General features: G+C 41.2%; 16 protein-coding genes. 12 read left to right on the top strand and 4 right to left on the bottom strand.

All coding sequences use genetic code 11. From position 1 onward, the window contains the following. Window positions 1-43: 43 nt before the first annotated feature. The 11 genes from OQ289_RS12110 (at window position 44) to OQ289_RS12060 (ending at window position 19,024) form a co-directional block, all read left to right on the top strand. Window positions 44-1,138, top strand: a complete 1,095-nt coding sequence (locus tag OQ289_RS12110) for a Fic family protein (protein WP_270087120.1) — start codon at window positions 44-46, stop codon at window positions 1,136-1,138. A gap of 324 nt (window positions 1,139-1,462) precedes the next feature. Further along, the gene (locus OQ289_RS12105; protein ID WP_270087119.1) at window positions 1,463-4,579 is read left to right on the top strand and encodes a DUF6493 family protein; all 3,117 of its coding nucleotides are present in this window, start codon (window positions 1,463-1,465) and stop codon (window positions 4,577-4,579) included. Window positions 4,580-4,583: 4 nt separating this feature from the next. Then, on the top strand, window positions 4,584-5,921 hold the full coding sequence (locus OQ289_RS12100) for an SWIM zinc finger family protein (protein WP_270087118.1): 1,338 nt from the start codon (window positions 4,584-4,586) through the stop codon (window positions 5,919-5,921). 294 nt (window positions 5,922-6,215) lie between these two features. Next, window positions 6,216-6,794 (top strand): RNA polymerase sigma factor, encoded by a 579-nt coding sequence (locus OQ289_RS12095; protein WP_270087117.1) that lies wholly within the window; start codon window positions 6,216-6,218, stop codon window positions 6,792-6,794. A gap of 94 nt (window positions 6,795-6,888) precedes the next feature. Beyond that, window positions 6,889-8,091, top strand: a complete 1,203-nt coding sequence (locus tag OQ289_RS12090) for a FecR family protein (protein WP_270087116.1) — start codon at window positions 6,889-6,891, stop codon at window positions 8,089-8,091. Window positions 8,092-8,336: 245 nt separating this feature from the next. Further along, window positions 8,337-11,744 (top strand): SusC/RagA family TonB-linked outer membrane protein, encoded by a 3,408-nt coding sequence (locus tag OQ289_RS12085; RefSeq protein WP_270087115.1) that lies wholly within the window; start codon window positions 8,337-8,339, stop codon window positions 11,742-11,744. A 9-nt stretch (window positions 11,745-11,753) separates the two neighbouring features. Continuing rightward, window positions 11,754-13,388 carry a RagB/SusD family nutrient uptake outer membrane protein gene (locus OQ289_RS12080; protein ID WP_270087114.1) on the top strand — a complete coding sequence of 545 codons (1,635 nt, stop codon included), beginning with the start codon at window positions 11,754-11,756 and terminating at the stop codon, window positions 13,386-13,388. A gap of 18 nt (window positions 13,389-13,406) precedes the next feature. After that, complete coding sequence (locus tag OQ289_RS12075) at window positions 13,407-14,768, top strand: DUF5125 domain-containing protein (protein WP_270087113.1); 1,362 nt, start codon at window positions 13,407-13,409, stop codon at window positions 14,766-14,768. A gap of 22 nt (window positions 14,769-14,790) precedes the next feature. Next, window positions 14,791-16,215 carry a BACON domain-containing protein gene (locus tag OQ289_RS12070; RefSeq protein ID WP_270087112.1) on the top strand — a complete coding sequence of 475 codons (1,425 nt, stop codon included), beginning with the start codon at window positions 14,791-14,793 and terminating at the stop codon, window positions 16,213-16,215. A 14-nt stretch (window positions 16,216-16,229) separates the two neighbouring features. Continuing rightward, entirely contained in the window at window positions 16,230-17,327 is a 1,098-nt protein-coding gene (locus OQ289_RS12065) for a cellulase family glycosylhydrolase (RefSeq protein ID WP_270087111.1), read from the top strand. Window positions 17,328-17,533: 206 nt separating this feature from the next. Further along, window positions 17,534-19,024: a S41 family peptidase gene (locus OQ289_RS12060; protein WP_270087110.1), complete on the top strand. Its 1,491-nt coding sequence runs from the start codon at window positions 17,534-17,536 to the stop codon at window positions 19,022-19,024. 15 nt (window positions 19,025-19,039) lie between these two features. Here OQ289_RS12060 and OQ289_RS12055 read toward each other — a convergent pair whose 3' ends face one another. From OQ289_RS12055 to OQ289_RS12040, 4 genes are all read right to left on the bottom strand, one after another. Beyond that, complete coding sequence (locus OQ289_RS12055) at window positions 19,040-20,062, bottom strand: SseB family protein (RefSeq protein WP_270087109.1); 1,023 nt, start codon at window positions 20,060-20,062, stop codon at window positions 19,040-19,042. Window positions 20,063-20,548: 486 nt separating this feature from the next. Further along, entirely contained in the window at window positions 20,549-21,487 is a 939-nt protein-coding gene (locus tag OQ289_RS12050; protein WP_270087108.1) for a hypothetical protein, read from the bottom strand. 13 nt (window positions 21,488-21,500) lie between these two features. Continuing rightward, a complete protein-coding gene (locus OQ289_RS12045; RefSeq protein ID WP_270087107.1) occupies window positions 21,501-22,031 on the bottom strand; it encodes a hypothetical protein in 531 nt (176 codons plus the stop codon). Window positions 22,032-22,577: 546 nt separating this feature from the next. Then, window positions 22,578-23,048, bottom strand: a complete 471-nt coding sequence (locus OQ289_RS12040; RefSeq protein WP_270087106.1) for a hypothetical protein — start codon at window positions 23,046-23,048, stop codon at window positions 22,578-22,580. Between the two features lie 206 nt (window positions 23,049-23,254). Here OQ289_RS12040 and OQ289_RS12035 point away from each other — a divergent pair, with 206 nt between their 5' ends. Continuing rightward, window positions 23,255-23,545: a hypothetical protein gene (locus OQ289_RS12035; protein ID WP_270087105.1), complete on the top strand. Its 291-nt coding sequence runs from the start codon at window positions 23,255-23,257 to the stop codon at window positions 23,543-23,545. Window positions 23,546-23,684 lie beyond the last annotated feature (139 nt).

The raw sequence follows: 23,684 nt of genomic DNA, 5'->3' as shown, positions 1-23,684 counted from the left end.
GCGGTGAATAATCACTATATTTACCGCATATATTTTTAAAGTCATGGCAGTTTATATACATGAACGATATAATTGGACAGATTTTCATTGGGAAGATGAGAAGATCCTCAGTTTATTGAGCGATGTTCGAAATCTCCAAGGAAAACTTATTGGAAAAGTAGAGTTGTTGGGTTTTGAGCTAAAGGATGAAGCAAACTTGGAAACACTTATTCAAGACGTTGTTCAATCCTCTGAAATTGAGGGGGAAATACTGAACCCTGAGCAAGTACGTTCGTCAATCGCTACGCGACTTGGGTTGGATAACTCTGGTTTGGTGAACGCTGATCGCCATGTTGACGGTGTGGTAGAAATGATGCTAGATGCGACCCAAAACACGGATAAAAAGCTAAGTATCCAAAGACTATACGACTGGCATGGTGCGTTATTTCCGACAGGAAGAAGTGGACTGCATAAAATTGATGTTGCACAATGGAGAGCAGGCGATATGCAGGTTGTATCAGGAGGAATGGGAAGAGAAATGGTGCATTTTGAAGCGCCAAAGGCTGAACGGCTTTCACAAGAAATGAATAAGCTAATAGGTTGGTTCAATATGGACTCGACTGTAGATCCAGTATTAAAAGCTTGTATTGTACACTTATGGTTTGTCACGATACACCCGTTCGATGATGGTAATGGACGCATCGCTCGAGCATTGACAGATATGCAACTATCAAAAGCTGATGGTGTAAATCAACGCTTTTACAGCATGTCTGCACAGATTAAGCAGGAAAGAAAGGGTTATTACGCTGTATTGGAGAAAACTCAAAAAGGCGACTCTGATATTACAACTTGGATCGTTTGGTTTTTGAACTGCCTCAAGCAAGCTATTATTGCTTCCAATGCAATAATCGACAAAGTGGTGCGAAAGCATCACTTTTGGATGCATAATGCTTCTAAAATAGGTAATGATCGACAGCGCATCATGTTGAATAAATTGATGGATAATTTTGAAGGAAACCTCACTTCGTCAAAGTGGGCAAAGGTGACAAAAGTATCCACTGATACGGCACTTCGTGATATTACCGATTTGGTCAGTAAAGATGTTCTATCTAAGAAAGATTCAGGTGGTAGAAGTACGCATTATGAGCTAAATTGGTAGTCTTAGAGTAAAGAAAGTAAAGATTTTTTGGACCAGTTAACCACTGCTGTGAATCGAAGCCGTATCTTTAATCAGGCTGCGCATTATTTTAATTCCCCTCTTTCTGTTATTAACTAAATATCATATGCTATCTTTTTGCATTAATTCACTATATTTCGCTATTAAAATTTTTAGCGGAAATGGGAGCTTGAGGTAACTGTATGGGTCGTGGATATACTTGGATAAATAGGTGTATGAACAATTTTAGTTATATCCCGATTACCTATATGATAAAAGAAGTTATTTTCGTTTAACGGAAAAGAATCAATATTACGTGAAGATATTATGTTTAAGCATCTAAAATACATAGACGGTACATCAGATAAATTTTGGGAAATACAGACCGCAGGCAGCACCCACACGGTTACATATGGACGAAATGGGACCGCCGGCCAACAGAAAAGTAAGACATTCGATTCAGAAGAAACCTGTTTGAAGGACGCCGAGAAGCTAATTGCCGAGAAGACTAGAAAGGGATATTCAGAAGATGGCAGCGTTGAGGCCCTCCCCAAAACAACCGCTGCATCCACGCGTCCACCTACCGCCAGTGCCCAACGTAAAGAAGAAGCCATAGCGGCGATGAAGGCCCTCATAAGCGAGGGGAAGGTGCAGGATATTATTCCCTATTTGGAGCAGTATGCCGCAGGCCATTTAGAAGCCTTAAAAAAAGAAATTCGCACAGCCAAGCGGTACTGGGTAGACTATAGCGATCTTTCCAATGATCCTGTCTATCGCAATAAAGCGCAGTACAATTGGGGTACTCGAGGTACCAAAGAGCAGCAACGTATTGTCAAGTTACTCGCTTTGGCGACTTTTTCAGGTTCCGATATCGGTAATTGGGATATTTTTCAAGAACTATTAGAACAAGCTAAAAGCCCCGATGTGGGGGAGGTACTGGCCTATGCCAAGCCCAATTGGTTGGGAGCGTATCTGCTGCAATTGGTCAAGCGCAATGAATGGCAACGTATCAGTTATTCAAGCCTTCGTCATTTAGAGAGCTTAGGTCATGTCGAGTTCGAGCCCGAACTGTATGCAAGTGCTATTTCCGGGTTCGATTACCACGAATCCCATAAGATTTTTAAGGTCTTGACAGAAGATGAGTTGACTATTCAACGAGATATTCCCTTAGTCTTTGAATACGAATCAAACATCCATAATATCTATCAGGATTACAGTCACCAAAATACCGTTAATGAACTGCTCTGGGACAAGGTGTTCGACAAACTGCTGGATGCGGGCAAAATAGAGCGCGAACTACTTATCACAGGCGCACTGGAAGCACAGACCAAAAATTGGAACAACAATCTCAAAAGCTATTTTAGAAAGCTGATCGACCGGTTGCAACTGCCTGAAGATACCGTGATAGCCTATCAGCGGGCGTTCTTTCCATTGTTACATGCCGAGCATAGTGCAGTCATTAATTTTACGGTAGACTATCTAAAGCCTTATTTCACGCATCCCGACTTTCAATTGCAAGAATTTCTAGATTGGGCCGAAGGCATCTTTATGCGGAGTGATGTTAAGGCAAGCCTCAAGACTTTATTGATTCAATTCGATAAATTATTGAAACAACGGCCAGCGTTACAAGACCGTTTCGTTCTTTTAGCGGCCGATCTGTTTATGATCTCCGATTTGCAATTGCAGGAGCGCGCGACTAAGTTTATTTTAAAATATCAGAAGCAACCCTCCGAAGAGCTTGCACACAAGCTACAATCTTATAGATTGCAGATGATGGGTGCTGTCGCTACTGATCTACAGCTATTATTCCAAGAAGAAGAAGCCTATTCCGAAGATGAGATATTAGCGGTATTAGGCGGCCCTGGAAATGAGCGTTACGAGTACCATCCATCGGAGCGCGGACTTTTGAACGAAGCCCTTGTCTATCCGCAGACTTGGAATGACATCTTTTTTAAGATAGGCGAGGTCATTGGAGGTGCGGATCCCGTAGAGATAGAGGTACTGATGAATGCCTGGGTGCAGTATACCCCTATTTTCCCAACAGATTATAAGAAGCAGTTAGACCCTTATATCAAGCAGTTGACGAGTATTTATAGCGAATCTTCTTGCTTCGACTATTTTTCCAGCGTATTTCTGAATATGCATTATAAGCCCAATACCGTATATCAGCACAAGGACCGTTATAATAGCTACTCCAAGTGGATTGGCTTAATGGGGAGTCAAATGGAGCAACTGCAGCGTCACCTTATAGCTGGATTGGAGCTGCCTTTATTGAGCCTACCTACCCATAAACCCTTTTGGATTGCGCCGTCCGTTTTGGTTCAGCGCATTTTGGACTATCAACACCTTGACGTAGAGATAAATCTTTTGGATTTATCTATCGCACTCAGTCGTACGGTTCGCGAAGATCTAGACCATGCCAAGCCACTCATACAGCAGGTCAAGGAGCCACGGGTCCAAGAAATATTGAACTATGCTTTAGGTTTTGATACGACCATCAAGACACAGCAGCAGTCATGGTTGAAGAATTTACTCCTGTCGAAAGATTCAAACGAACTTCTTTGGCTTGGCGTATGGGCCACCGTAGCACGTACACATTATCCCGACCAACACGTTGAAGAGTTTGATCAATCCTCCCTAAAAGACATTCCTTTTGCCGCCGAGCCTTTCCGTCCAACATTGAAAATGGAGCCTACTTATTACGATAGCTACAACTATGCCACCAAGAAGTCCGAACGTGTGTACAATGGGGATCAGCTCAGCTATCCACTCCCCATGTTTAAGCAAAGTGTCGACACCTTCTTATATCATAAAGACATCTATAATCGCGGCAATAATACCGTTGGCACTTACTATCTGAACAAATCCGATATTCCCTACCTACACAGTTTGATGCCGCAGAATACCGAAAGTCTCTCTATGTTTTTGACACTCGGACTCAATAGCAAGAGCGATGTAGGGGGGAAGCTTCCGGCAGCCTATTTAAAAGAGATGTTATATGATTTTTTTCGATTTGATGGGCAGTCCAGTCTGTATCTAGCCACCTCCATCTTCAATAAAGAGAAAGAAGTGCGCGCTATGGCCGTCGAGGTTCTTTTGGCCTCCATTAGTGATAATAGATTAGATGTATCCATCCTAGGTACGCATTTGGGGCTACTCTTAAGCCATGGCTATGGACCCATTGGTCGTTTTGTAGAGACTTTAGAACAATGTCGCGATATGTCTTCCAAGCACAACAATGCGTTGTTACAGCTGTTGGATATCGCGCTTGTCCACTATGTCGTTGTGGAGAAAATGCCTACCAATTTCAAGAAAGTAATAGAATACTATTACGATCTCATGAGTAAAGAACAATACCACGTTCCGAAAGAGCTGCAGTCGGTATTCAAGAACTTAGCGATATACAAGAGTCTGCAACCTATTTTGAAGAAAATAAACAAATAAGAATATGGCCGAGCAAGATTTAGCACTTAACTACACAAGAAATTCACAGCTGATACAGCAGTCAGGTATCCAACAATTGGTATTAGCACATCAGTCCGAATTGGCCGAAGTTGCCAATGTACCTTGTTTTTTTTGGGGAAGCCTGACGGATCCCTTATTGACTTCCAAATGCTTGTTGACGCTCTCAAAAGTAGTGCGATCTAGTTTTGGACCTATACCACCTAGTCTTAGGGATCCGATCGTATCCGCAGGTACCAATCAGATTCGTTTTGAAGGATTCTCCTCCTGTAATGGCGTTTACGCGCGCTTGGATCTCTTAGAAGATGCCATTGATGGTGAGTTTATCGCTAGTGGCACCACCAATGTCGATTTTAATGAGCCTATGCTCAACGCCTTGAATGCCGTCAAGAAGACCGAGAAGATGGTCCTAGGTGTAGGCAGCAATGAAGTTGCCATCAGTACCGACAAAGCCAAGGTCACCGAAAAGAAAGTCACCCTACCACCACGTTGGATCAAAGGTCTTACTTCTGTACAGTTATACCTTGCAGGTATGGAATTACAATTTGAGCTGAATAAGATACAGCTTATCCAACTGTTTCAGGCTATGCCCAAGGGAAATGTCAAAGGCGAGTTTTACCTCACCCAGCGGGCCAATCGATTTGTATTCTCACCCATTAATACGGCCCATGCCGTTCGTATCGGTGGTATCCATCGTCTGCGCTTACTAGAGGGTTTGCTTACCTACGCTGACAAGCTGCTCGTCTATCAGGAAAAAGGAGGGGAGAGTGCCGCATTTGTGGCTGACTTTGGCAAGATGCGGTTGACATTGGCCCTATCACCAGACAGTTATCGGGGATTTTCAGGAGAAGGCAATGTGTTGGAAAATATGATAAAAGCAGTCCCTGATGAATGGGTACATGCCGTCAATGGCCTACTCAAATCAAATGAGTTATTCGATCCCACTATGTTATCCATCGAGCATGATGTAGACTTTGGTACCATGGATACACTTTCGGCATCCCTTTCATCCATCGGGTTATTGGGGTATGATCTACACAGCCACCAGCATTACTATAGACGCTTACCGTTTAAGATGGAGCGTATCCTGGCGTTAAATCCACGGTTAAAAAATGCGAAAAAGCTTGTCGCTACAGAAGGTGTTCAGTTTATTAAAAATCATCCGGAATATATCGAAGCCCGAGTCGATGGGTCAGGCGTCCAACACACCGTTATCATTCAAGGTGATAAGCATCAGTGCACCTGCAATTGGTTTACCAATCATCAAGGGCAGCGCGGGCTTTGTAAGCATATCCTCGCAGTCAAAATGTTAAACGGCAAGTAATGGCGCCCAAATTGTAATGCAGTAAAGCTTTCCTAATTAAACGTTTATCATACGAAATGAAAAGACGTCAGCTAGTGCACGCGTGCCGCTGTTTCCAGCCAGATATCACCCTTTCGAATGCTTTTTGATCCGACAATCGGCGCTCCTGTTGAATGTCGCGTGCTGAAGCAGCCCTTAATCCCGATGAATTATCAAAAAATTGAATAGAATTATATTTTTTGTGATGGATTTAAAAATATCGACTATATTTATGGCTTAAAAAAGAATAACCAAGACCTAGATATAAGCAAAACTGTGAGTAATGCCTCTGAATTTAATGAACAAGAGATTCTTACCCTGCTCAAGCATGGAGATAAGAAAGCCTTTGAGGTTATTTATTCAAAGTATGCCCATAAAATTGCCATTAAACTGATACAGTTGTTAAAGTCTGAAGAATTGGCCCAGGATGTTCTTCAAGACGTTTTTCTTAAACTATGGGAAAATAGAGCGTCAATTGACCCAGCCTTATCCTTTAATGCTTACATTTATAAAATTGCCAAAAATATTTCTTTAAATAAGTTTCGAAGTTCATTGATGGATCAACGCTATCGCAGCTCGTTAGTAAATAATGAATTTTATAATCCCATCGAAGAGAATTTATTTAAAAAGGATTGTAGTAATATATTGGAAAAAGCACTTCAATTTTTAACGGACAGGCAGCGACAAGTATTTGTTTTACATCGCATTGAAGGCAAGAGTTATAAGGAAATAAGTGAAGAGTTGAATATAAGTTACTCCGCTATAAATCAGCACCTCCAGGCTGCTAATAAGCATTTAAAACACGTGTTAAAACCACATTATCTCCATCTAGTGCTATTTTATTTATTGTACTAGTCAAAAAAAACAATCTTTTTTTTCTCTCAAGCTGTTAGTTTTCTTTTTTTAAGTGTATTAGATACATACACGGAAAAAACTATAGACCAACTGCATGGAAAATAAGGAACACATTTCAGCACTTTTGGAACGATATTTCGCTGGCAATGCATCGCCAGAAGATATAGATACATTATATACCTATATGCTAGCTGACCCAATCGATCCAGCTATCGACGTCTTGTTTGAAGCGCATTTCATGAGTAGAGAAGAGGCTACAAATGACCTTCGCCTAAAAGCTGCCCGTATAGTCGATAATACTTGGTTGACTATCCAAGAGCGACTAGATAGCGCTATAGCGTCTACACCACGCATCAGAAAATTTCCTATATGGTCTCGCTACGCAGCAGCTATAGTCGTATGCATAGGTATTGGAAGTGCCCTATATTGGGCATCCCGCGATCAAAAATTGTCCGACAATATGGTGGATATTAACCTACAGGTTCAAGATATTATGCCTGGGTCAAATCAAGCCTTACTTACCTTATCTAACGGAGAGACACTGGCGTTGGATGGCACAAATTCGCAGGTTGTCCAGCATACCGATCAGATTACTTATGGGGATGGAACAGAGATTAGACATCTTGCCCATAATGAAACAGTCACCTTGACCACTCCGAATGGAGGGACCTATTCTGCCGTACTTCAAGACGGCACCAAAATATGGCTGAATGCAGGTTCTGCAATTACATATCCCTCTACTTTTAATAAAGATTATAGAGAAGTAAAAATAGAAGGTGAAGTCTATTTTGAGGTTGCTAAAGAGAAAAATAGGCCATTCATTGTTCATACAAGAGAGCAGCAGATTGAAGTTCTCGGAACCACCTTCAATGTCAATGACTACAAAAATGAAGAAAACAGTAAAACCACATTGCTGACAGGTTCCGTGCGCGTGCGTACTATCGATCCCTCAGGTGCAACGATTGTGTTGTCACCCGGCGAGCAAATCGTCTATGGAGCAGATAAGAAGATGCAGGTACACCCTGTAGATACCGAAGCCATCGTATCATGGAAGAATGGATATTTCAATTTTCATGCGATCAGTATTGAAGAATCTTTAAAACAAATTGAACGCTGGTATGACATCAAAGTAATTTATAAAGGAAAGAAACTTAACGGCTATTTAGGGGGGAAAATGAGTAGAGGCGTCAAGTTGTCAACTTTTGTCCATTTCATTGAGCAAGAGTTTAACTTAAAATCAGAATTTCAGACCAATCGCACCCTATTGTTATATGACGATCTTAATCCTAAAAAATAATAGATAACCAAAACAATCATTATATGAAAGCAGCACCTACTTAAGCTTAAGTGTTGTATCAAAGAAAGCTGGGCGTGTTGACCGCACTGCCCCAGCCATATACTTAGGATACACGCTAAAATAGAATGGACTCATATTTTAATAGTAAACCTTAGCAAATCAAAATTATGAAAAAAATGCGAGGAAAGGAAAGCATATTCCTGCCCCGAAGAAAACTACCCTTATCATTTTTAAAGAAAACGATTATGATCTTTAAAATAGTTTGTCCTTTAATATGTTGCTTTTGTATCCATATACAGGCCAAAAGCTATTCTCAAGTTATTTCGTTGGAAGTAAAGTCAACGACTATAGCCAAAATATTCCAATTGATCGAAAAACAGACTCCCTATGTGGTTTTATATAATTTAGAAGATCTCAAAGCGGCAAAACCTGTGACACTTTCTGTTAAATCAGTCGGTATAAACCAACTGATGGACGTATTATTTAAAGATCAACCCTACGAATATACGTTAGATGATAAAACTATTTTAGTCCATAGAAGAACTAAAATAGAAGCCCCCTCTGTTAAAGGAAAAGATACCTATCAATTGCCCGTAGTTGTTCAAGAAAGAGAAATAGCGGGTATCGTTAAGGACGATCAAGGCAAAGCAATTGCAGGCGTTACCATACAGGTAAAGGGGGCCAATATGCAGACAAAATCTGATCAACAGGGTCATTTTAAGATTAAGGTTTCACCAACCGACAAAGTGCTAGCATTCAGCAGCATCGGGTTTGAGAGCCTGGAGCAGATTATATCTAGCAGTGATCAAGTCGAAATTCAGCTTAAAAGTTCTTTGAATAACCTCAATGAAGTAGTTGTCGTAGGCTATGGTACGGCTTTAAGAAAAAACCTAACTACAGCCGTATCCACCGTAAAGCCTGATAATATTTCAAAAGCAGCCATTAGTAATATGTCGCAAATGCTTTTAGGACGAGCCGCAGGATTACAAGCCACCTTGAGCAGTCCCCAGCCAGGAGGAGACGTTAATTTGTCCATACGAGGTGCAGGTCCGCCCATCTATATTGTCGATGGCATCATGATGCCGGGCGGACAGTTAGAAGTAGGATCCGGCTCCACAGATGTCCCCAATTCTATACGCAGAGGCGGATTGGCTGGGTTAAATCCAAACGACATTGAGTCGATCGAAATACTAAAAGATGCTTCGGCTGCGATTTATGGTATTGGTGCAGCCAATGGTGTAATTTTGATTACAACCAAGAAAGGAACAGAATCTTCACCAAGAATCAGCTACGATGGCTCACATTCTGTCGTTAAAAATTACCCTTATCTAAAACCATTGAATGGACAAGATTATATGAATCTTGCCAATCTTTTTAATAAGGAAAATTACCTGTTTACCCATGAGATGTATCCCTATGGCCCGCATGCATTTGATCATAATTGGATACCACAATTTACACCAGACGACATCCAGGCTGCCACTACAACCGACTGGTTAGACCATGTATTGAAGAATGGAAGCATTACGAATCAAAACATCATGCTATCGGGCGGTACCAAGTCATACAATTATTATCTATCTGGCAACTATTTCAACCAAGATGGTACCGTGGTCAATTCCGGTCTTAAGCGTTACACCATGCGCTCCAATCTTTCAGCTCAACTCTTTCCTTTTTTAAAACTGACCGCAATTGCTAATATCAATCAAAATTACTTTACCAACTCCAGTGCCGAAGGAGGTTCAGGAGGTCACGGTTCCGGGTCACTTCAATCGGCATTGACATATCCCTCATACCTGCCCGTATATGGTGCAGATGGTAAGGCAAGTATCTACCAGAATTTTCCTAATCCAGCAGAGATGGTCAAGATCAAGGACAATACCCGATCAAATGGCTATTATTTAAATTTTGCAACCGATATTGATGTTATTAAAGATGTGTTGAAAGGAAGGGTCATTTATGGTCTGAACAAAGAAAATACCAATCGTGATTTATACATACCATCCGATATCTATTTCTTTCAGATGTATAAGTCAAGAGGACATCTGGGGTATATTGAGCGACAACACCAAACCTTTGAATCCACCTTATCATTCAATAAAAAAATCAACGAGCAATGGCGTGTAGAAGCCGTTGCCGGCATGGGTAAATACCTGCAAAGTGGTCAAGGTTTGGAAATCGATTACCAGCAAATTAACGACAATATTGGAGCCGACAATATTGCTGCAGCAGAAGGCGAATATTTTCCTACCTCCTCCCGAAGCGGAAGCGAGAGAAGGTCCCAATTTGTCAGGGCAGGAGTTGATTTTAAAGACAGGTATATCATATCCGGGACTTTGCGTAGAGACGGTACAGACAAGTTTTTCCCAGGTAAGAAATATGGCTATTTTCCATCTCTATCAGCAGCATGGAAGATCAGCAACGAACATTTCTTAGCGGGTGTTAGTTGGGTAGATCAACTTAAGTTGCGAGGGAGTTGGGGAGAGACAGGTAGTGACAATTTAGGTTCTAGTTTGTATGGCACCTATTACGTCGCCAGTCAGTTTATCAAATTTTCCAATAATTCCGTGACCTATATTCCTTATCTTTTAAGTGGACCAGATTATCCAGATGTATCTTGGCAAAAGACTACCATGAAAAATATAGGCGTAGACTTTAGTTTGTTTGCGAATAGAGTAACCGGGAGTTTTGATGTATTTCGGAATGATATCACCGATTTACTGGGCAGCGATCCCGCTTCGCCTCTGAGTTCAAGTGGTACTGTACCCATGAATTTCGGCCATTATATGCGGACAGGTTGGGAGGCGAGTGTCCATACCCATCAAATAAAATCAGTTTCCTCTTTTCAATGGAAATCACTAATCACCCTTTCCCATTACGAGTCTACCTGGGTCAAGCGTGAGCCAAACCATTATTATGAAGAATACAGAGCGCGGTTTTACGAACCCATGAACGCTTATTATTATTACGATACTGATGGTATCATCAATAGTGATCGGAGCAATATGCCCGAATCCCAAAAAAGTTTATCTCCAGATGCTCAGAAACCCGGGTACCCCATCATAAAAGACAACAACGGAGATAGCGAGATCACGGTAGACGATGTTAAAATGAGAAATCTAGAACCTAAGATCATTCTTGGATTCGGCAACACATTCAATTATAAAAATTTCGATCTGGATATTTTCATGTATGGTCAGTTAGGTCAGTGGAAGCGCAATTATGCGTATAGTTGGGCCATGGTCGGTGACCTGTATTATCCGGGGCCGAAAAATTCAAATCAATACGCCTTTGAAATCTGGAATTCCCAGAATAATACAGAAGGTACAAGAAGAGGTATCGCTTCCACTAAAGCCGTAGCCTTGCCTGGAGATGTTGGCTATGTAGAAGATCTTCAAGATGCATCGTTTGTACGTGTACGCAACATCACGCTTGGATATAATTTCAATCTACAACAGCATAAGGTTATCTCCAACTATGTAAAGAATATCCGATTATTTATCGATACACAAAATCCATTCACCTTTACAAAATTTGTTGGCGTAGACCCAGAAGCACAGACAGGAGGATATTATACAGGCTACAATAGTCTGTCCGCTGCCGAATATCCTATGGTCAGGACCTATACAATCGGTGCGGTAGTCAGTTTTTAATGATTCATTATGAAAAAGAAGATATTATATTTAATTGGTGTTATTTTTCTAGCCACAGGTTGCGAGAAAAATTTTGACCCACAATTATACGGAACCTTAAATGTCTCGAATTACCCCAAAACAAAAGCAGAGTATGAATCCTTTATGATGACGTGCTATATGCCGTTTACCACCACCTGGACCTATTACATTGGCGCAGGGACCACGGGTAATCAACATAGCTGGTATATTCCTGCCGGTGGCGTGCTGAAGCTTTTTGATTATCCCACAGAAGAAATGGCGATTTGGAATAATGGTTGGGGCGGCGAATACCTCAGACTCTCTCGAGCCGATTTCAGTCAAGCTGTTTATTACGTGCGTGGTACATTGGATGATGCAAGGCCAAATCATTTCCCAAAGCTAGCAGAGGTTACCTACTTTACCAATGTTATTGGCACACTTGATAAAGCATCTACATCCATCATGTCCGAAGACGACAAAATGAAACTTCTTGCCGAAGCTCGTTTATGTCGCGGTTTGATGATGTACTATTTGTTACATGTATACGGTCCGGTACCGGTCATTGTCGACCCAGACCTGGTGACCGACAAAGTCGCTTTAGAAAATTTAGAACGACCTACCATGGCACAGATGTCGCAATGGATTATGGATGACTTTGATTTCGCATACCAATATATAGCTGAGACGCAGAAAGATATCGGGCGATACAACAAAGATTACACACGGGTATGCATTATGCGCCATTGTTTAAATGAAGGATATCACCAGCAAGGCTATTATGCCAAAGCATTGAAGATGTACCAAGAATTAAAAGGAAAGTACAATCTATATAGCAAAGGAACTAATCCGTACACCGAAGTGTTCAAGAATGCCAACAATTTCAATGAAGAGATTATTATGGCCGTAAGTGCTGATGAAAGCGCAGACGGGGGTAATAAATCTGGAAACTTCAATCCGTTGATGATGTTGGCTGTTCCGGATAATGCAGCGCGTGTAGATGATCAGGGTAAGCCTACAGCATTCGCTTTGCAAGGCGCCGGATGGGGCCAGACATTCAACGTAAGTCCTCGTTTTTACGACACCTTTGAGCCCAATGATTTGCGCAAAGAGGCCATCATTACCCGTTATTATACAACTGCCGGCAAATGGATCGATCGCAATAATCCTATCTGGGATGGATTTATTCTGAATAAGTTTCCCATAGAGACAGCCACTCCATTTCAAGGCACTGATATACCACTAGCTCGGTGGGCAGATGTTCTTTTGATGTATGCCGAAGCCGACGTACGAGAGAGCAATGGCATTCCTTCTGCTGAAGCTATTGCCGCGGTCAATCTCGTGCGCAAACGGGCAGGCTTAAGCAATCTTCCAGAACAAGCACGCAGCAATAAGGAATCTTTTTTGGATGCGATTCTAACAGAGCGGGGCCATGAACTATATTATGAAGGACTGCGTAAAATCGATCTGATCCGATTCAATAAATTTGCCCAGCGCAATTTTCAGTTAAAAGGAGTCATACCTACCCATCAGTATTTACCCATACCAAATTATGCCGTCCAACAGGCCAAGGAGTCGTATGGAAAGAATTTAGTTCAAACCTTTGAGCGCGAAGGCTGGCGGAGTGATGTCGCAAATGCAAGGTAGTTCAATAATAAATTAATCATGAAAAGAATAGTATATATACTCTTTGTATTAATCTTTATTTCCTGTCAGAATAAAGATATCACCACACCTCAGTGGCCAGAATGGCCTAATCCATCTGCCCCCACCATTGCGCATGCAGCACTAAAAGGAGCTAATGGAGAGATACAAGTTCCTGCAGGAGGGAAGGTCAGATTCACGGCCGATGTAAGCGACGCGAACAATGACCTTGTGTCTTATCAATTATTAATCCGCATGGATGAAGCCGAAATCTTAAATATAACCAAAAACATTTCCGGACGATCATTAAAGATTGTCGAAGAGGCCGTTTTACCCTTTGTTGCCGGATTTAAAAATGGGAAGTTGAACGTATCGCTGAAGGTCAGCAATGCATTGGCAAATACCACTACGGAGTTAGTATTGAAAGACGAAGAAAGTGTAGACGTCGTCAGGCCAGAAAATCCAGAACAGTTATTTCTAATCGATGGCAAAGGGGCTGTTTACACGATGCAAAAATTAGGGGATAGCCCTTACGGTTATCGTACTACAGCTGTAGACCTGACTAGCGTTGGGGCAGACTTTAAGATAGCCGAGCGTACGATCGATAACAAGCCCGATTATTCCGGATTAGTCTGGGGATGGAAAAACAACAAGATTTCAGTCGTAACTGATGAAACATCATCTAGCATTCCAACACCAAATTCAAGTAGCTTTCCGATTCAATATCTCGAATTTGACATGCTTAGTTTTAATATATCCAAGTTGCTCCAGCATCGCATACAGGTTGATCTAAGCAGCTTTTTTTCTATTGGAGGAGCATACACCCAGTCCGATATTACGTTAGTAGAAGACGCTGTCGTAAGCTTTAGCGGCATGGGTTCAGACCTAGCTAAAAACCTAAGACCCGAATTCTTTAAGCTGCTGGGAGCCACAGACGCCAAGTTTACAGGACCCACAGCCCTGTATAATCTAAAGTTCAATTCCAGTACCAGATTCTTGTATTTGGAAAGACCAAGAGATGTGTTTTATCCCGATGTTATGTACATCTTGGGCACAGGAGCAGGATTACCTATACAACCCTTTGTAGCCACGTTAAACTGGGATTTTAGCTACCCACATCAATGGTTGTTTTTTAAGACATCGGGGCCACAAGTATTTGAAGCGACTTTATATCTCGATAACAGTATGGGCTTTAAATTTTTTAAAGGATATGGCTGGGCGCAAGAAGTGGATACCAAAAATAAATATCAGGTGATTCCCAATACCCTCGTGACCCGTTCAGGAGCTGGGGACTTAATACCTGGGGCTCAATTTAAAGCTGGTATCTATCAGGTAAAAATGGACGTAGCTCAGGAGATAATCGAATTTATACCACAATATTAAAGCACTAATTAACATGAAACATATGATGATTTATATATTCTTACTGCTGCAATGGTCATGTGCACCTGAGCCCATGAAAGCTTATTTTTCAATTGAAGGAGTAGCCGAAAAAATTGCAGTAAGTGACCAAGCCAGTCAACAGGCGTTGAATGTACAATCCAATACAACGTGGAAGATCAGTTCCATTTCTGAGCAATCCTGGTGTACGATCAGTCCCGCAGAAGGAGAGGGGCAAGCGAGCGTACAACTACAGGTAGCGGAGTATAGTGGGGTCGGAAGAACAGCCGCATTCCGCATCTCCGGCAATGGCATTGCAACGCAGGTTATCCAAGTACAACAAGGCAAAGCATACACGTACCAGGAGCAAGATGAAATCCCAATCGTTGCTTGGACAGGCATCGAATCCGAGAATGCTTACACTAAGTTTCTAAAAATGAAAGAAGCAGGCTTCAATACCTATCTAGGATGGTATGATGATATAGCTACCGTACAGCATGTGCTCCACGAGGCAGATAGAGCTGGCGTCAAACTAATTATTTCAAGTCCAGAGCTTAAGACCGATGCGCAGCAGACCGTTTCAACAATTGCAGGTTCGCCAGCACTTATGGGATACCACCTCGACGACGAACCCGAAACATCCGAATTGGATGAAATCGGATCTTGGGCCCGAAAAATTCAAGCCGTTGACAGTAAGCATCCCGTGTATGTCAATGTATATCCCAATTGGGCCTGGGGTAAAGAGCAATACAAGACGACCTTGCAGACTTATTTGGACAAAGTACCCGTTCCCTTCCTATCCTTTGACAATTATCCTATTGTATCCATCGATGGCAACCCCAGTGTCGTCAGAGCAGATTGGTATAGAAATTTAGAGGAGATTGCACAAGCGGCGAAGAAAAAGAACATCCCTTTCTGGGCATTTGTACTGGCCTTATCACATCGTTTGGATGCCAGTCATTTTTATCAGGTCCCTACATTAGGAGAATTGCGTTTGCAGGTATTTAGTAATTTGGCCTATGGAGCCCAAGCGATACAATACTTTACCTTCCACGGTGTTTATAGAGAGACAGAGACACCCGTCTATGCGTTGGTTAAAACGGTCAACAAAGAGATTCAAGACCTAGCCACTGTCTTTATGCATGCTACCGTACAAGATGTGTGGCATACCGGGGCCGTACTTCCCGAAGGAACCAGAGGCATCGGTAATTTGCCCAGCCCGATAAAATCAATTTATACAGGAGAAAAAGGCGCGGTGGTCTCTCACCTGACTAAAGACAACAAACACTATCTGATTATAGTCAATAAAGATTATCGATCAGCCATGGAACTAAAAGTCGATGCAGATGCAGGCGTCAAAAGGATGCTGAAAAATGGGCAGACCCAGAGCGTAGCCAATACTTCCATTCAAGTGGAAGCAGGAGATGTCGTAATTTATACTTGGAATTAAAAAAAGATAAAATCATGAAAAATAGAATCATTGTATATGCATGTTTAGTGTTAGTCCTATTCCAATCCTGTACTGCGCAGAAGACAGATACAGCGGATATTTGGAGCAAGGAAAAGGCCTCCACCTGGTATGCCCGACAAGGCTGGTTGAGCGGTGCCAATTTTATTCCTAGCAATGCCATTAATCAGTTAGAGATGTGGCAAGCAGATACCTTTGACCCTGTCACCATAGATCGTGAATTAGGCTGGGCTGCCGCTATCGGCATGAATACCATGCGCGTCTTTTTACATCATGCCTTATGGGAATCGGACAAAGAAGGATTTAAGGAACGCATCAATCAATATCTAGACATATCCCACAAGCACAAGATATCCACCATGTTCGTATTCTTTGACGATTGTTGGAATCCGGAGTTCAAAGTCGGTCAGCAACCAAGTCCCAAGCCAGGCGTACACAATTCGGGCTGGCTAAGAGATCCAGGAGACCTCTACTACAAAGGCGATACCACCGCGGTTCTACCCAAATTAGAGGAATATGTAAAAGATATACTCAGTACCTTCAAAAACGATGAAAGAATCCTAATGTGGGACCTCTACAATGAACCAGGTGGATCAGGCCCTTATCGTTACAACGAGAAAAGTCTCTTTTTACTGCAAAAGGTTTTTAGTTGGGCAAGATCCGTAAATCCATCTCAGCCTATCACAGCAGGCGTCTGGGATCTAAATCTACAAGCATTGAACAATTTTCAATTAGAAAATTCAGATATCGTGACCTACCATACCTATGAACCTTTAAACGAGCACAAAAAATTGATAGATTCTCTCAAGCAATATGGCCGGCCACTCATATGTACAGAATATATGGCCAGGACACAGAAGAGTACATTTCAAGACATCATGCCTATGCTAAAACAAGAAAATGTAGGCGCTATAAATTGGGGACTCGTATCTGGTAAGACCAATACCATATTTGCATGGGATACACCACTTCCTCATCTCGCCGAACCCACATTATGGTTTCATGATATCTTCCGAAAAGATGGAACAGCCTACCAAGAAGCCGAATTGCAGGTCATTCGATCGCTCACTGGTGCCGTTGATACGCTAAAATAAACACGTTAAAACCCCGTCCCATTCGACGGGGTTTTAACTTTTTTTATAGAGAGATTTACTCCGCTAGGCAGCCCCACTAGTGCACGCGTGCAGCGTGTATTATTTCCTGTTTTGGTAGATTTCCCTATTTTTCAAGCCAGTTGAAAGTATTAAATTAGTTTGTTTGAAAAACTTCCTATCTTACGGTAAAACAACATCATTTGATAATGAACCCTACTAAAGCCCTCTTAAGCTGTTTAATTCTATTTTTATCGTTAATTATTCCAGCAAAGCACGTAATGGCCCAAGACCGATGTGACTGCTCATCGGAGTTAACATGGGTCAAGAATACATTCGAAAAAAATGATGCTGGATTTGGATACATTTTGAATGAAAAAGGACAGAAGGCCTATGAGGATCACACGGCACTATTGATGCATCAGGCAAAAGATATACGCACAAAAAATGATTGTAAGAATTTAATATATAACTGGCTTCGATTTTTTAGAAAGGGACATATAGGAGTGATCGTCCTAAACGAGGAGAAGCAATCAGTACCTATACTCAAACTGGACAGTAATAAGATACGAAACCATGAAACATTGGGTTTAGATGAACGGCGTTTCCAGGATCAGATAGCTAAGCAGCACGAGCCGTCCCCGATCGGAGTCTGGGAAAGCTCTCCATATAAAGTAGGAATAGTTCCCACCGATAGCGGTTATAGTGGCGTCCTCCTGGATGCTCCAGGTACGCCGTGGAAAAAAGACCAGATAAAATTCAAGTTATATCCAGATGGAGATAGTTTCAGGGCTACGCTATGGTTTCGGGATTTTTCCGTTAAAGAAAACGTGCCGGTACACTTTATCGGGAATAACATCATTCATATCGAGGGCATGTCCTTCTTTCTCCGTAAGTCCCGAAAATTTGAGGACAAACCACTGGTCAAGAATTACATCAATTATCTTTACACCCACTCTCCCTACTACGAACAACTTTCCGTCCGTACAGGCTACCTTCGCATACCGAGTTTCGCTATGTCAAATAAAACGGCGATTGACAGTGTGTTGCGCACCCACCATGAAAATATTATAAATGCCCATAACCTAATCATAGATCTGCGCAATAACGGTGGGGGATCCGATTGGGCATATTCATCCTTGATACCCTATATATACACAAATCCCATAAGAACCGTTGGAGTCGAACTCCTATCGACCGAATTGAACAACATGGCCGTTTTGGAACTCTCTCAGGATACATTGTATGGGGAAAAACAGCGGGCGGAGTTTAAGGAGACCTATGAAAGGCTGAACGCTGATCTCGGTAATTTCGTGAGGGTAAGGGAGGCCAATGTAACCGTTGACAGTATGGACTCGATTCTACCCAACCCCCTCCGTGTGGCAATCCTGGTAAACGAGTACTGTGCCAGTACAACAGAGCAGTTCCTCCTTGAGGCAAAGCAGAGTAGCAAGGTCAAATTATACGGAAGCTCTACATTCGGAGCCCTTGATTTTTCCAATATGACCTCTGCAATTTCGCCGAGTGGGGAATTTCAGTTATGGTACTGCAGGTCGAAAAGCCTTCGCATCCCGGGAATGGAAATTGACGGCAGCGGAATCCAACCGGACTATTACCTAGACCCCTCCATATCACAGAAAGATTGGGTAGGATTTGTACTGGATACCATTGAGCAGAATATCTTACCCTTCCCAAGTTAAAATTACGAAAACCTTCTACTTCACCAATTCTTCAAAAGTGGGTCTTTCACGCTCTCCAGATAGCACACCATTTACGATAGATTCAATATGCCTATTGACGCTATCATCCGGTTGCAGCCTGAGCGCCTCTTCAATCGTCTCTTGCGCTTCGATATCTCTATGCGCTAGGAGTAGGTTCATGGCGTGGTTGCCCATTGTAGCGCTATCTTTAGGAGCCCTTCTAAGGGCTTCTGTCGAATAGTACAGCGCCTTGTCCACATCTTTCATGTGCACCGCCTCTGTGGAAGCCTCCATCGGGATCGTGTGGTTGTCAAGCTCTATTTTGCAGGCTGATTCCAATAGTTGCAAGGCTTCCGCATGTCTTCTTAGTCGTTGGAGGGCCCTAGCCAGCAATACCATACTTTGCCAATGGTTGGGCACCATTTCCAGGCATTTTTGAAAATCTGCTATCGATTCTTCAAGCGCCAGTTTTTCAGCGGGCTTTACATCTTTGATTTTATATCCATCCAGGTAGATCAGCTTTTCTTGCCTTTTGCTGGCCCTTTCATATATTTCGACGAATTCCGCTATGCGTCTCTCTTCCGCCTCATATTCGTCAATTTTCTCATATATCGACCCATCCAGCAGGGCTTCTATCGTTTCCGGGGGGAATTCTCTTCCATGGTCCGAGTAGGGGTTCAGGACAAAGCTGGCTCCTTTGGTCATTTCAAATAGGTCTTGCCCTCTGAACGTCATATAAAGTACCCCTTTATTCAGTACCCCTTGATCGAATATCCTATTTCCAGAAGTGAATATCGGGATTTGCCCTCCTTCAAGGGTCATTAACAGCGCCCTTGTATTTTCTTCAGGGGGGTGAAGTCCGTCTTCCATACCCGGTGGGGCTATCTCCATTACAAATAGCTCGCTCCAGAGTAGTTTCTGGAAGAACTCTTTCTGTTTGGATGCACTCGTGGCTATATCCATTAGACATCTCTCTAGCTCGTTCTCCGGAAAGGTAGTCGCGGTCTTCCTTTTCTTAAATATGTCAAATAGTCCCATTCTTTTTATAGGTTGAATGTTTGGTTATTTGGTTCAAATGCTAATACGCTATAGGTCAATCTATACTTAGCTATTAAAAACATAAATATAGAATTATTTAAAGATGTATAATAGGTTAATTGGCAATATTGATGATGAATACTTGCAAAGGCATTCGTCATAGTCCTTCTATTTGGAAATACAACCTGAGGTTGTCGTGTAGGATTACGTAAATACTGAGTTTTGGTTCGAGCTAAGGTTTATCTAGTTTGAAGTTCACCTAGTCAGTATGTCCATCGGAGGGGGCAAGATTCCATAGCTAGTGCACGCGTGCCGCGTGTTATTACTAACAAAATAACTACTAAACAACCTCATAAATACTCAATTTCTATACAGCTCAATACCAATATTCATTTAATCAATTCGAAACCCTTTTAGTTTGACTTGTGAGAGAATCATTTCAGAAATATAAAAATTTGATATAATAGTTCTAGATTACAAATAGAACTATCTATAGTCTATTAGATTCTTAGGTTTGCTAATCGAACAGATATAATCTATTCCATGCTTTATAATTGTTGCAGCAACAACTCCTATCAGTGCACTAATACCAATGCTAAATTTATAGAAAGTTTCGATAATAGCCGTGGTGATAATGGTGTTTAAGTTTGTTAAGTTCCCTGATATCATACTTTTATAAATTTCACTGTCTTTATTGCAAAATGAATTATATAATGATCTTGAAATAAAACGTTGTATTCTTTTTCCTACTTTTTTATTCTCAACTACTTCTTGTCCTGAGGGTAATGCAATACGTTCTGCAGTTGGTAATTGTTTTTTTGAGAACATATCGATTCTTAGTAATATGTTTTTCGCATTTTCGGGTACTGCTACGCCTATGTTCTCGTACAATTCGTCCTCATGTTTGCCGATGTTATCAATAATTTGATTTTCCACGTCCTTTAGAGTCATTTTTACAGGATTAGTTTCTGATAGTCCAGCTATTAGTGCTTCTTCATCAAATCTTGAAATGATCTCTTTACGATATTCAGCCCTCTTTTTTGAAGAAGTAATCACTTTGTCGTTTTTAAGAACTTCTTTTATTACTGGCTCCGATAAGTCGAAAGCTCCTATTCTTAAATAGCAAATCGCTAATAGGGTAGATGCTTCTAAATGAACTCGTGTGTTTTTGTTAGATCGTTCTCTAATACCTTTTATCCCTAATAAGGCTATGTTTTTATCGCCATGGTCCATTACTGACTCATAATATCTTAGGCTTGATATATAAAATCTGGCGTTATTTCCTGTATCTAGATAGATGGGTTTTAAATCGACAAGAATCTTTTTAGCAGTTTCTAATTCTCCTGCAGAGCAAGCTCGTGTAAGTTGCTTTTGTAGCATAGCTACTCGTTTTTTCTGAATTTCCGATAATGGAGATATTGACATAATTAATTGATTATTAAGGTTGTTTAATCGGATGTAAAAGTAAACCTCTATCACTCATCATCTCTAGAACTGTAATTAATAGTTCGTTTGCATAAGTAAAGTTGTCAATTTGGCTATCTAAAGTTACCACATTTTTATTTCCATGAAATAAGTTATTACGATATCTGTAAACAATGAATAACAACGCCTTTAGAGTATTTTTGTCAATTATGTTTTTAGGTAGTTCATTTACTATAAGCTCTGCAATTCTTGAATCGTTTTTGACTAGGTCTAGAAAACGATTGTTTGGAGCCTTATCTTTATTAAAGTATCTGCTAAGGAAATATAATTTAAATATTTCGATTTTTCTAATGTCTATATTTTTAGCATTCTCGATGCAGTCGACATTATTTGAAATTGCAGTACTGTTGGCAGACCTGTTACATGCGAATGTTTCGTATATATTCCATAATAGAGTGAAGTTTTTTACACGTTCGGTTATGTCGACTTGCAAATCTGCTCCGATTAAATTATTGAGTTTTTCTTCTTCTTGGGCTAAAGTCATTTTATTTATTTTTCGTTATCAATTACACAAACTCCTATCCACGTACGTCTTGCCACCGTTACTATTGATGTTGTAGCAGCCACCGCGTGGGCCTCGAATATATATTCTTGATGTTGATTTTCTTGTGTTTGATGTTCTGCTGCTTTGGTAGGATTTACTAGAGCTGGATGTTCTACTCGGAGAACTTGTCGTCTTAGCAGGAGAGGAGCTTGCTATTCCGTATGTGTTTGTTGGAGATGTTGTCTTTGCAGGAGCAATATCTTTCTTGCGCATTGCCTTTATAAGCTTTGATGTCGCATAGGTACTTTCTTCCCAGGTGTTGTCACTATACAAGGCATAGTACTTGCCATCGTCAGACTTGACAATATCAATACAACGTCTGATAGAGGTTCCTGTCTGTCCAAAACATATTGAACAGCATAAAATGCCAACGATTAATAACAGGTTTTTCAATTCTAACAACTACTATATTTATATTATCGCAAACCTACCAAATAGGCCGTGTTACATATTCCGGTTTCCCGTAAGGCACAGCACAAGCCTCCATCAAGCCATCATCTTTACAAACAAATACGCGACCAGCGCATACAGTACATAGGAGAGAATAGATATGCCTATTACCTTTAGGTACTTCATGGTCGCAGGCTCATCCGTACTAAAAGTGTTAAGATTTATTATTGTCCCTAAAGCACCGATCCCGCCCCCGAGGCCACCGCCTAGAAGGATTAATAGCATAGGTAGTGCGGATAACGCATACTGATACCAATGAAGCTTTTCGGCAGTACTATATTTGATGCCATCAATCTCCAGAGGAGGAGTCAACTGACCAAGTGACGGCTTAGGATACATCTTGTGTACTTCTCCAGATTCTGTGGGTACGAGGAATGGTTTTCCGCTTTCAGAGGAGCGTTCCAACTCCACGCCATCTTTCCATAGTTTAGACCGTCCGGTCCATATAGACGTCTCAATCTCCAATATCGAGTTTGGTAAATGGGGGAGCGTAAACGATTTTCTCATAACGTCACTTATTCAAGTTTTTTAATACGGTTTTTTATTTTACCTAATTGTTGGTAATACTTCCTTCTAAGATATCCAATGTTTTCTTGTATTGCAAGGGTGAATTATTAATTTTAGCATATATCATATTTTAGTTATGTCTTGAGAATAGAGAAGGCATTTGTTAGATTTGTTTTTACCGATAAGAAAAATACTTAGAGCAAATTATGAGAGAGAAGGAGCATTTGCAATCAATCATAAAATATTGGAGGTCTATCGAGGTTTTTAATCTCCCAGACTTTACATTAGGACAATCTGAGAATGATCGTTATTCAAAAGTAGATTTTAGTAAGAGAGAACCATGGTTAAAGGGAGAAGTGTCACCGAAAGCAGAACATGAGTTCCTTTGTACCTTAGTTTTAGGTACGGTCAGTAAAAAGAATGTCTTTAAAACCATCGATAGCTATTTCTCCTCAGATGAAAGATTGAAAGATGAAGACTACGGTTACACTGCCTAGATAAAAGAAAGCGGATAAAGTTTTTCTTAATTTTCCTTTTTTAGATCTTACGAGTTTTTACAACAAAGTCTTTCGGATATTCTCGAAAGGCTTTGTTGCTATTTTAATTCATGAATCGGAATATCGAAGAATATTTACG

This window comes from Sphingobacterium sp. SYP-B4668 (assembly GCF_027627455.1).
Taxonomy (GTDB): Bacteria; Bacteroidota; Bacteroidia; order Sphingobacteriales; family Sphingobacteriaceae; genus Sphingobacterium.
This window is presented reverse-complemented; position numbering and strand designations above follow the sequence as displayed.

Bases quoted from the DNA above. Each gene is read 5' to 3' on its own strand.
- OQ289_RS12035 (WP_270087105.1), top strand. From the start codon at position 23,255: ATGAGAGAGAAGGAGCATTTGCAATCAATCATAAAATATTGGAGGTCT.
- OQ289_RS12085 (WP_270087115.1), top strand. From the start codon at position 8,337: ATGATCTTTAAAATAGTTTGTCCTTTAATATGTTGCTTTTGTATCCAT.
- OQ289_RS12100 (WP_270087118.1), top strand. From the start codon at position 4,584: ATGGCCGAGCAAGATTTAGCACTTAACTACACAAGAAATTCACAGCTG.
- OQ289_RS12055 (WP_270087109.1), bottom strand. From the start codon at position 20,062: ATGGGACTATTTGACATATTTAAGAAAAGGAAGACCGCGACTACCTTT.
- OQ289_RS12105 (WP_270087119.1), top strand. From the start codon at position 1,463: ATGTTTAAGCATCTAAAATACATAGACGGTACATCAGATAAATTTTGG.
- OQ289_RS12070 (WP_270087112.1), top strand. From the start codon at position 14,791: ATGATGATTTATATATTCTTACTGCTGCAATGGTCATGTGCACCTGAG.
- OQ289_RS12110 (WP_270087120.1), top strand. From the start codon at position 44: ATGGCAGTTTATATACATGAACGATATAATTGGACAGATTTTCATTGG.
- OQ289_RS12040 (WP_270087106.1), bottom strand. From the start codon at position 23,048: ATGAGAAAATCGTTTACGCTCCCCCATTTACCAAACTCGATATTGGAG.
- OQ289_RS12065 (WP_270087111.1), top strand. From the start codon at position 16,230: ATGAAAAATAGAATCATTGTATATGCATGTTTAGTGTTAGTCCTATTC.
- OQ289_RS12045 (WP_270087107.1), bottom strand. From the start codon at position 22,031: ATGACTTTAGCCCAAGAAGAAGAAAAACTCAATAATTTAATCGGAGCA.
- OQ289_RS12050 (WP_270087108.1), bottom strand. From the start codon at position 21,487: ATGTCAATATCTCCATTATCGGAAATTCAGAAAAAACGAGTAGCTATG.
- OQ289_RS12060 (WP_270087110.1), top strand. From the start codon at position 17,534: ATGAACCCTACTAAAGCCCTCTTAAGCTGTTTAATTCTATTTTTATCG.
- OQ289_RS12075 (WP_270087113.1), top strand. From the start codon at position 13,407: ATGAAAAGAATAGTATATATACTCTTTGTATTAATCTTTATTTCCTGT.
- OQ289_RS12090 (WP_270087116.1), top strand. From the start codon at position 6,889: ATGGAAAATAAGGAACACATTTCAGCACTTTTGGAACGATATTTCGCT.
- OQ289_RS12080 (WP_270087114.1), top strand. From the start codon at position 11,754: ATGAAAAAGAAGATATTATATTTAATTGGTGTTATTTTTCTAGCCACA.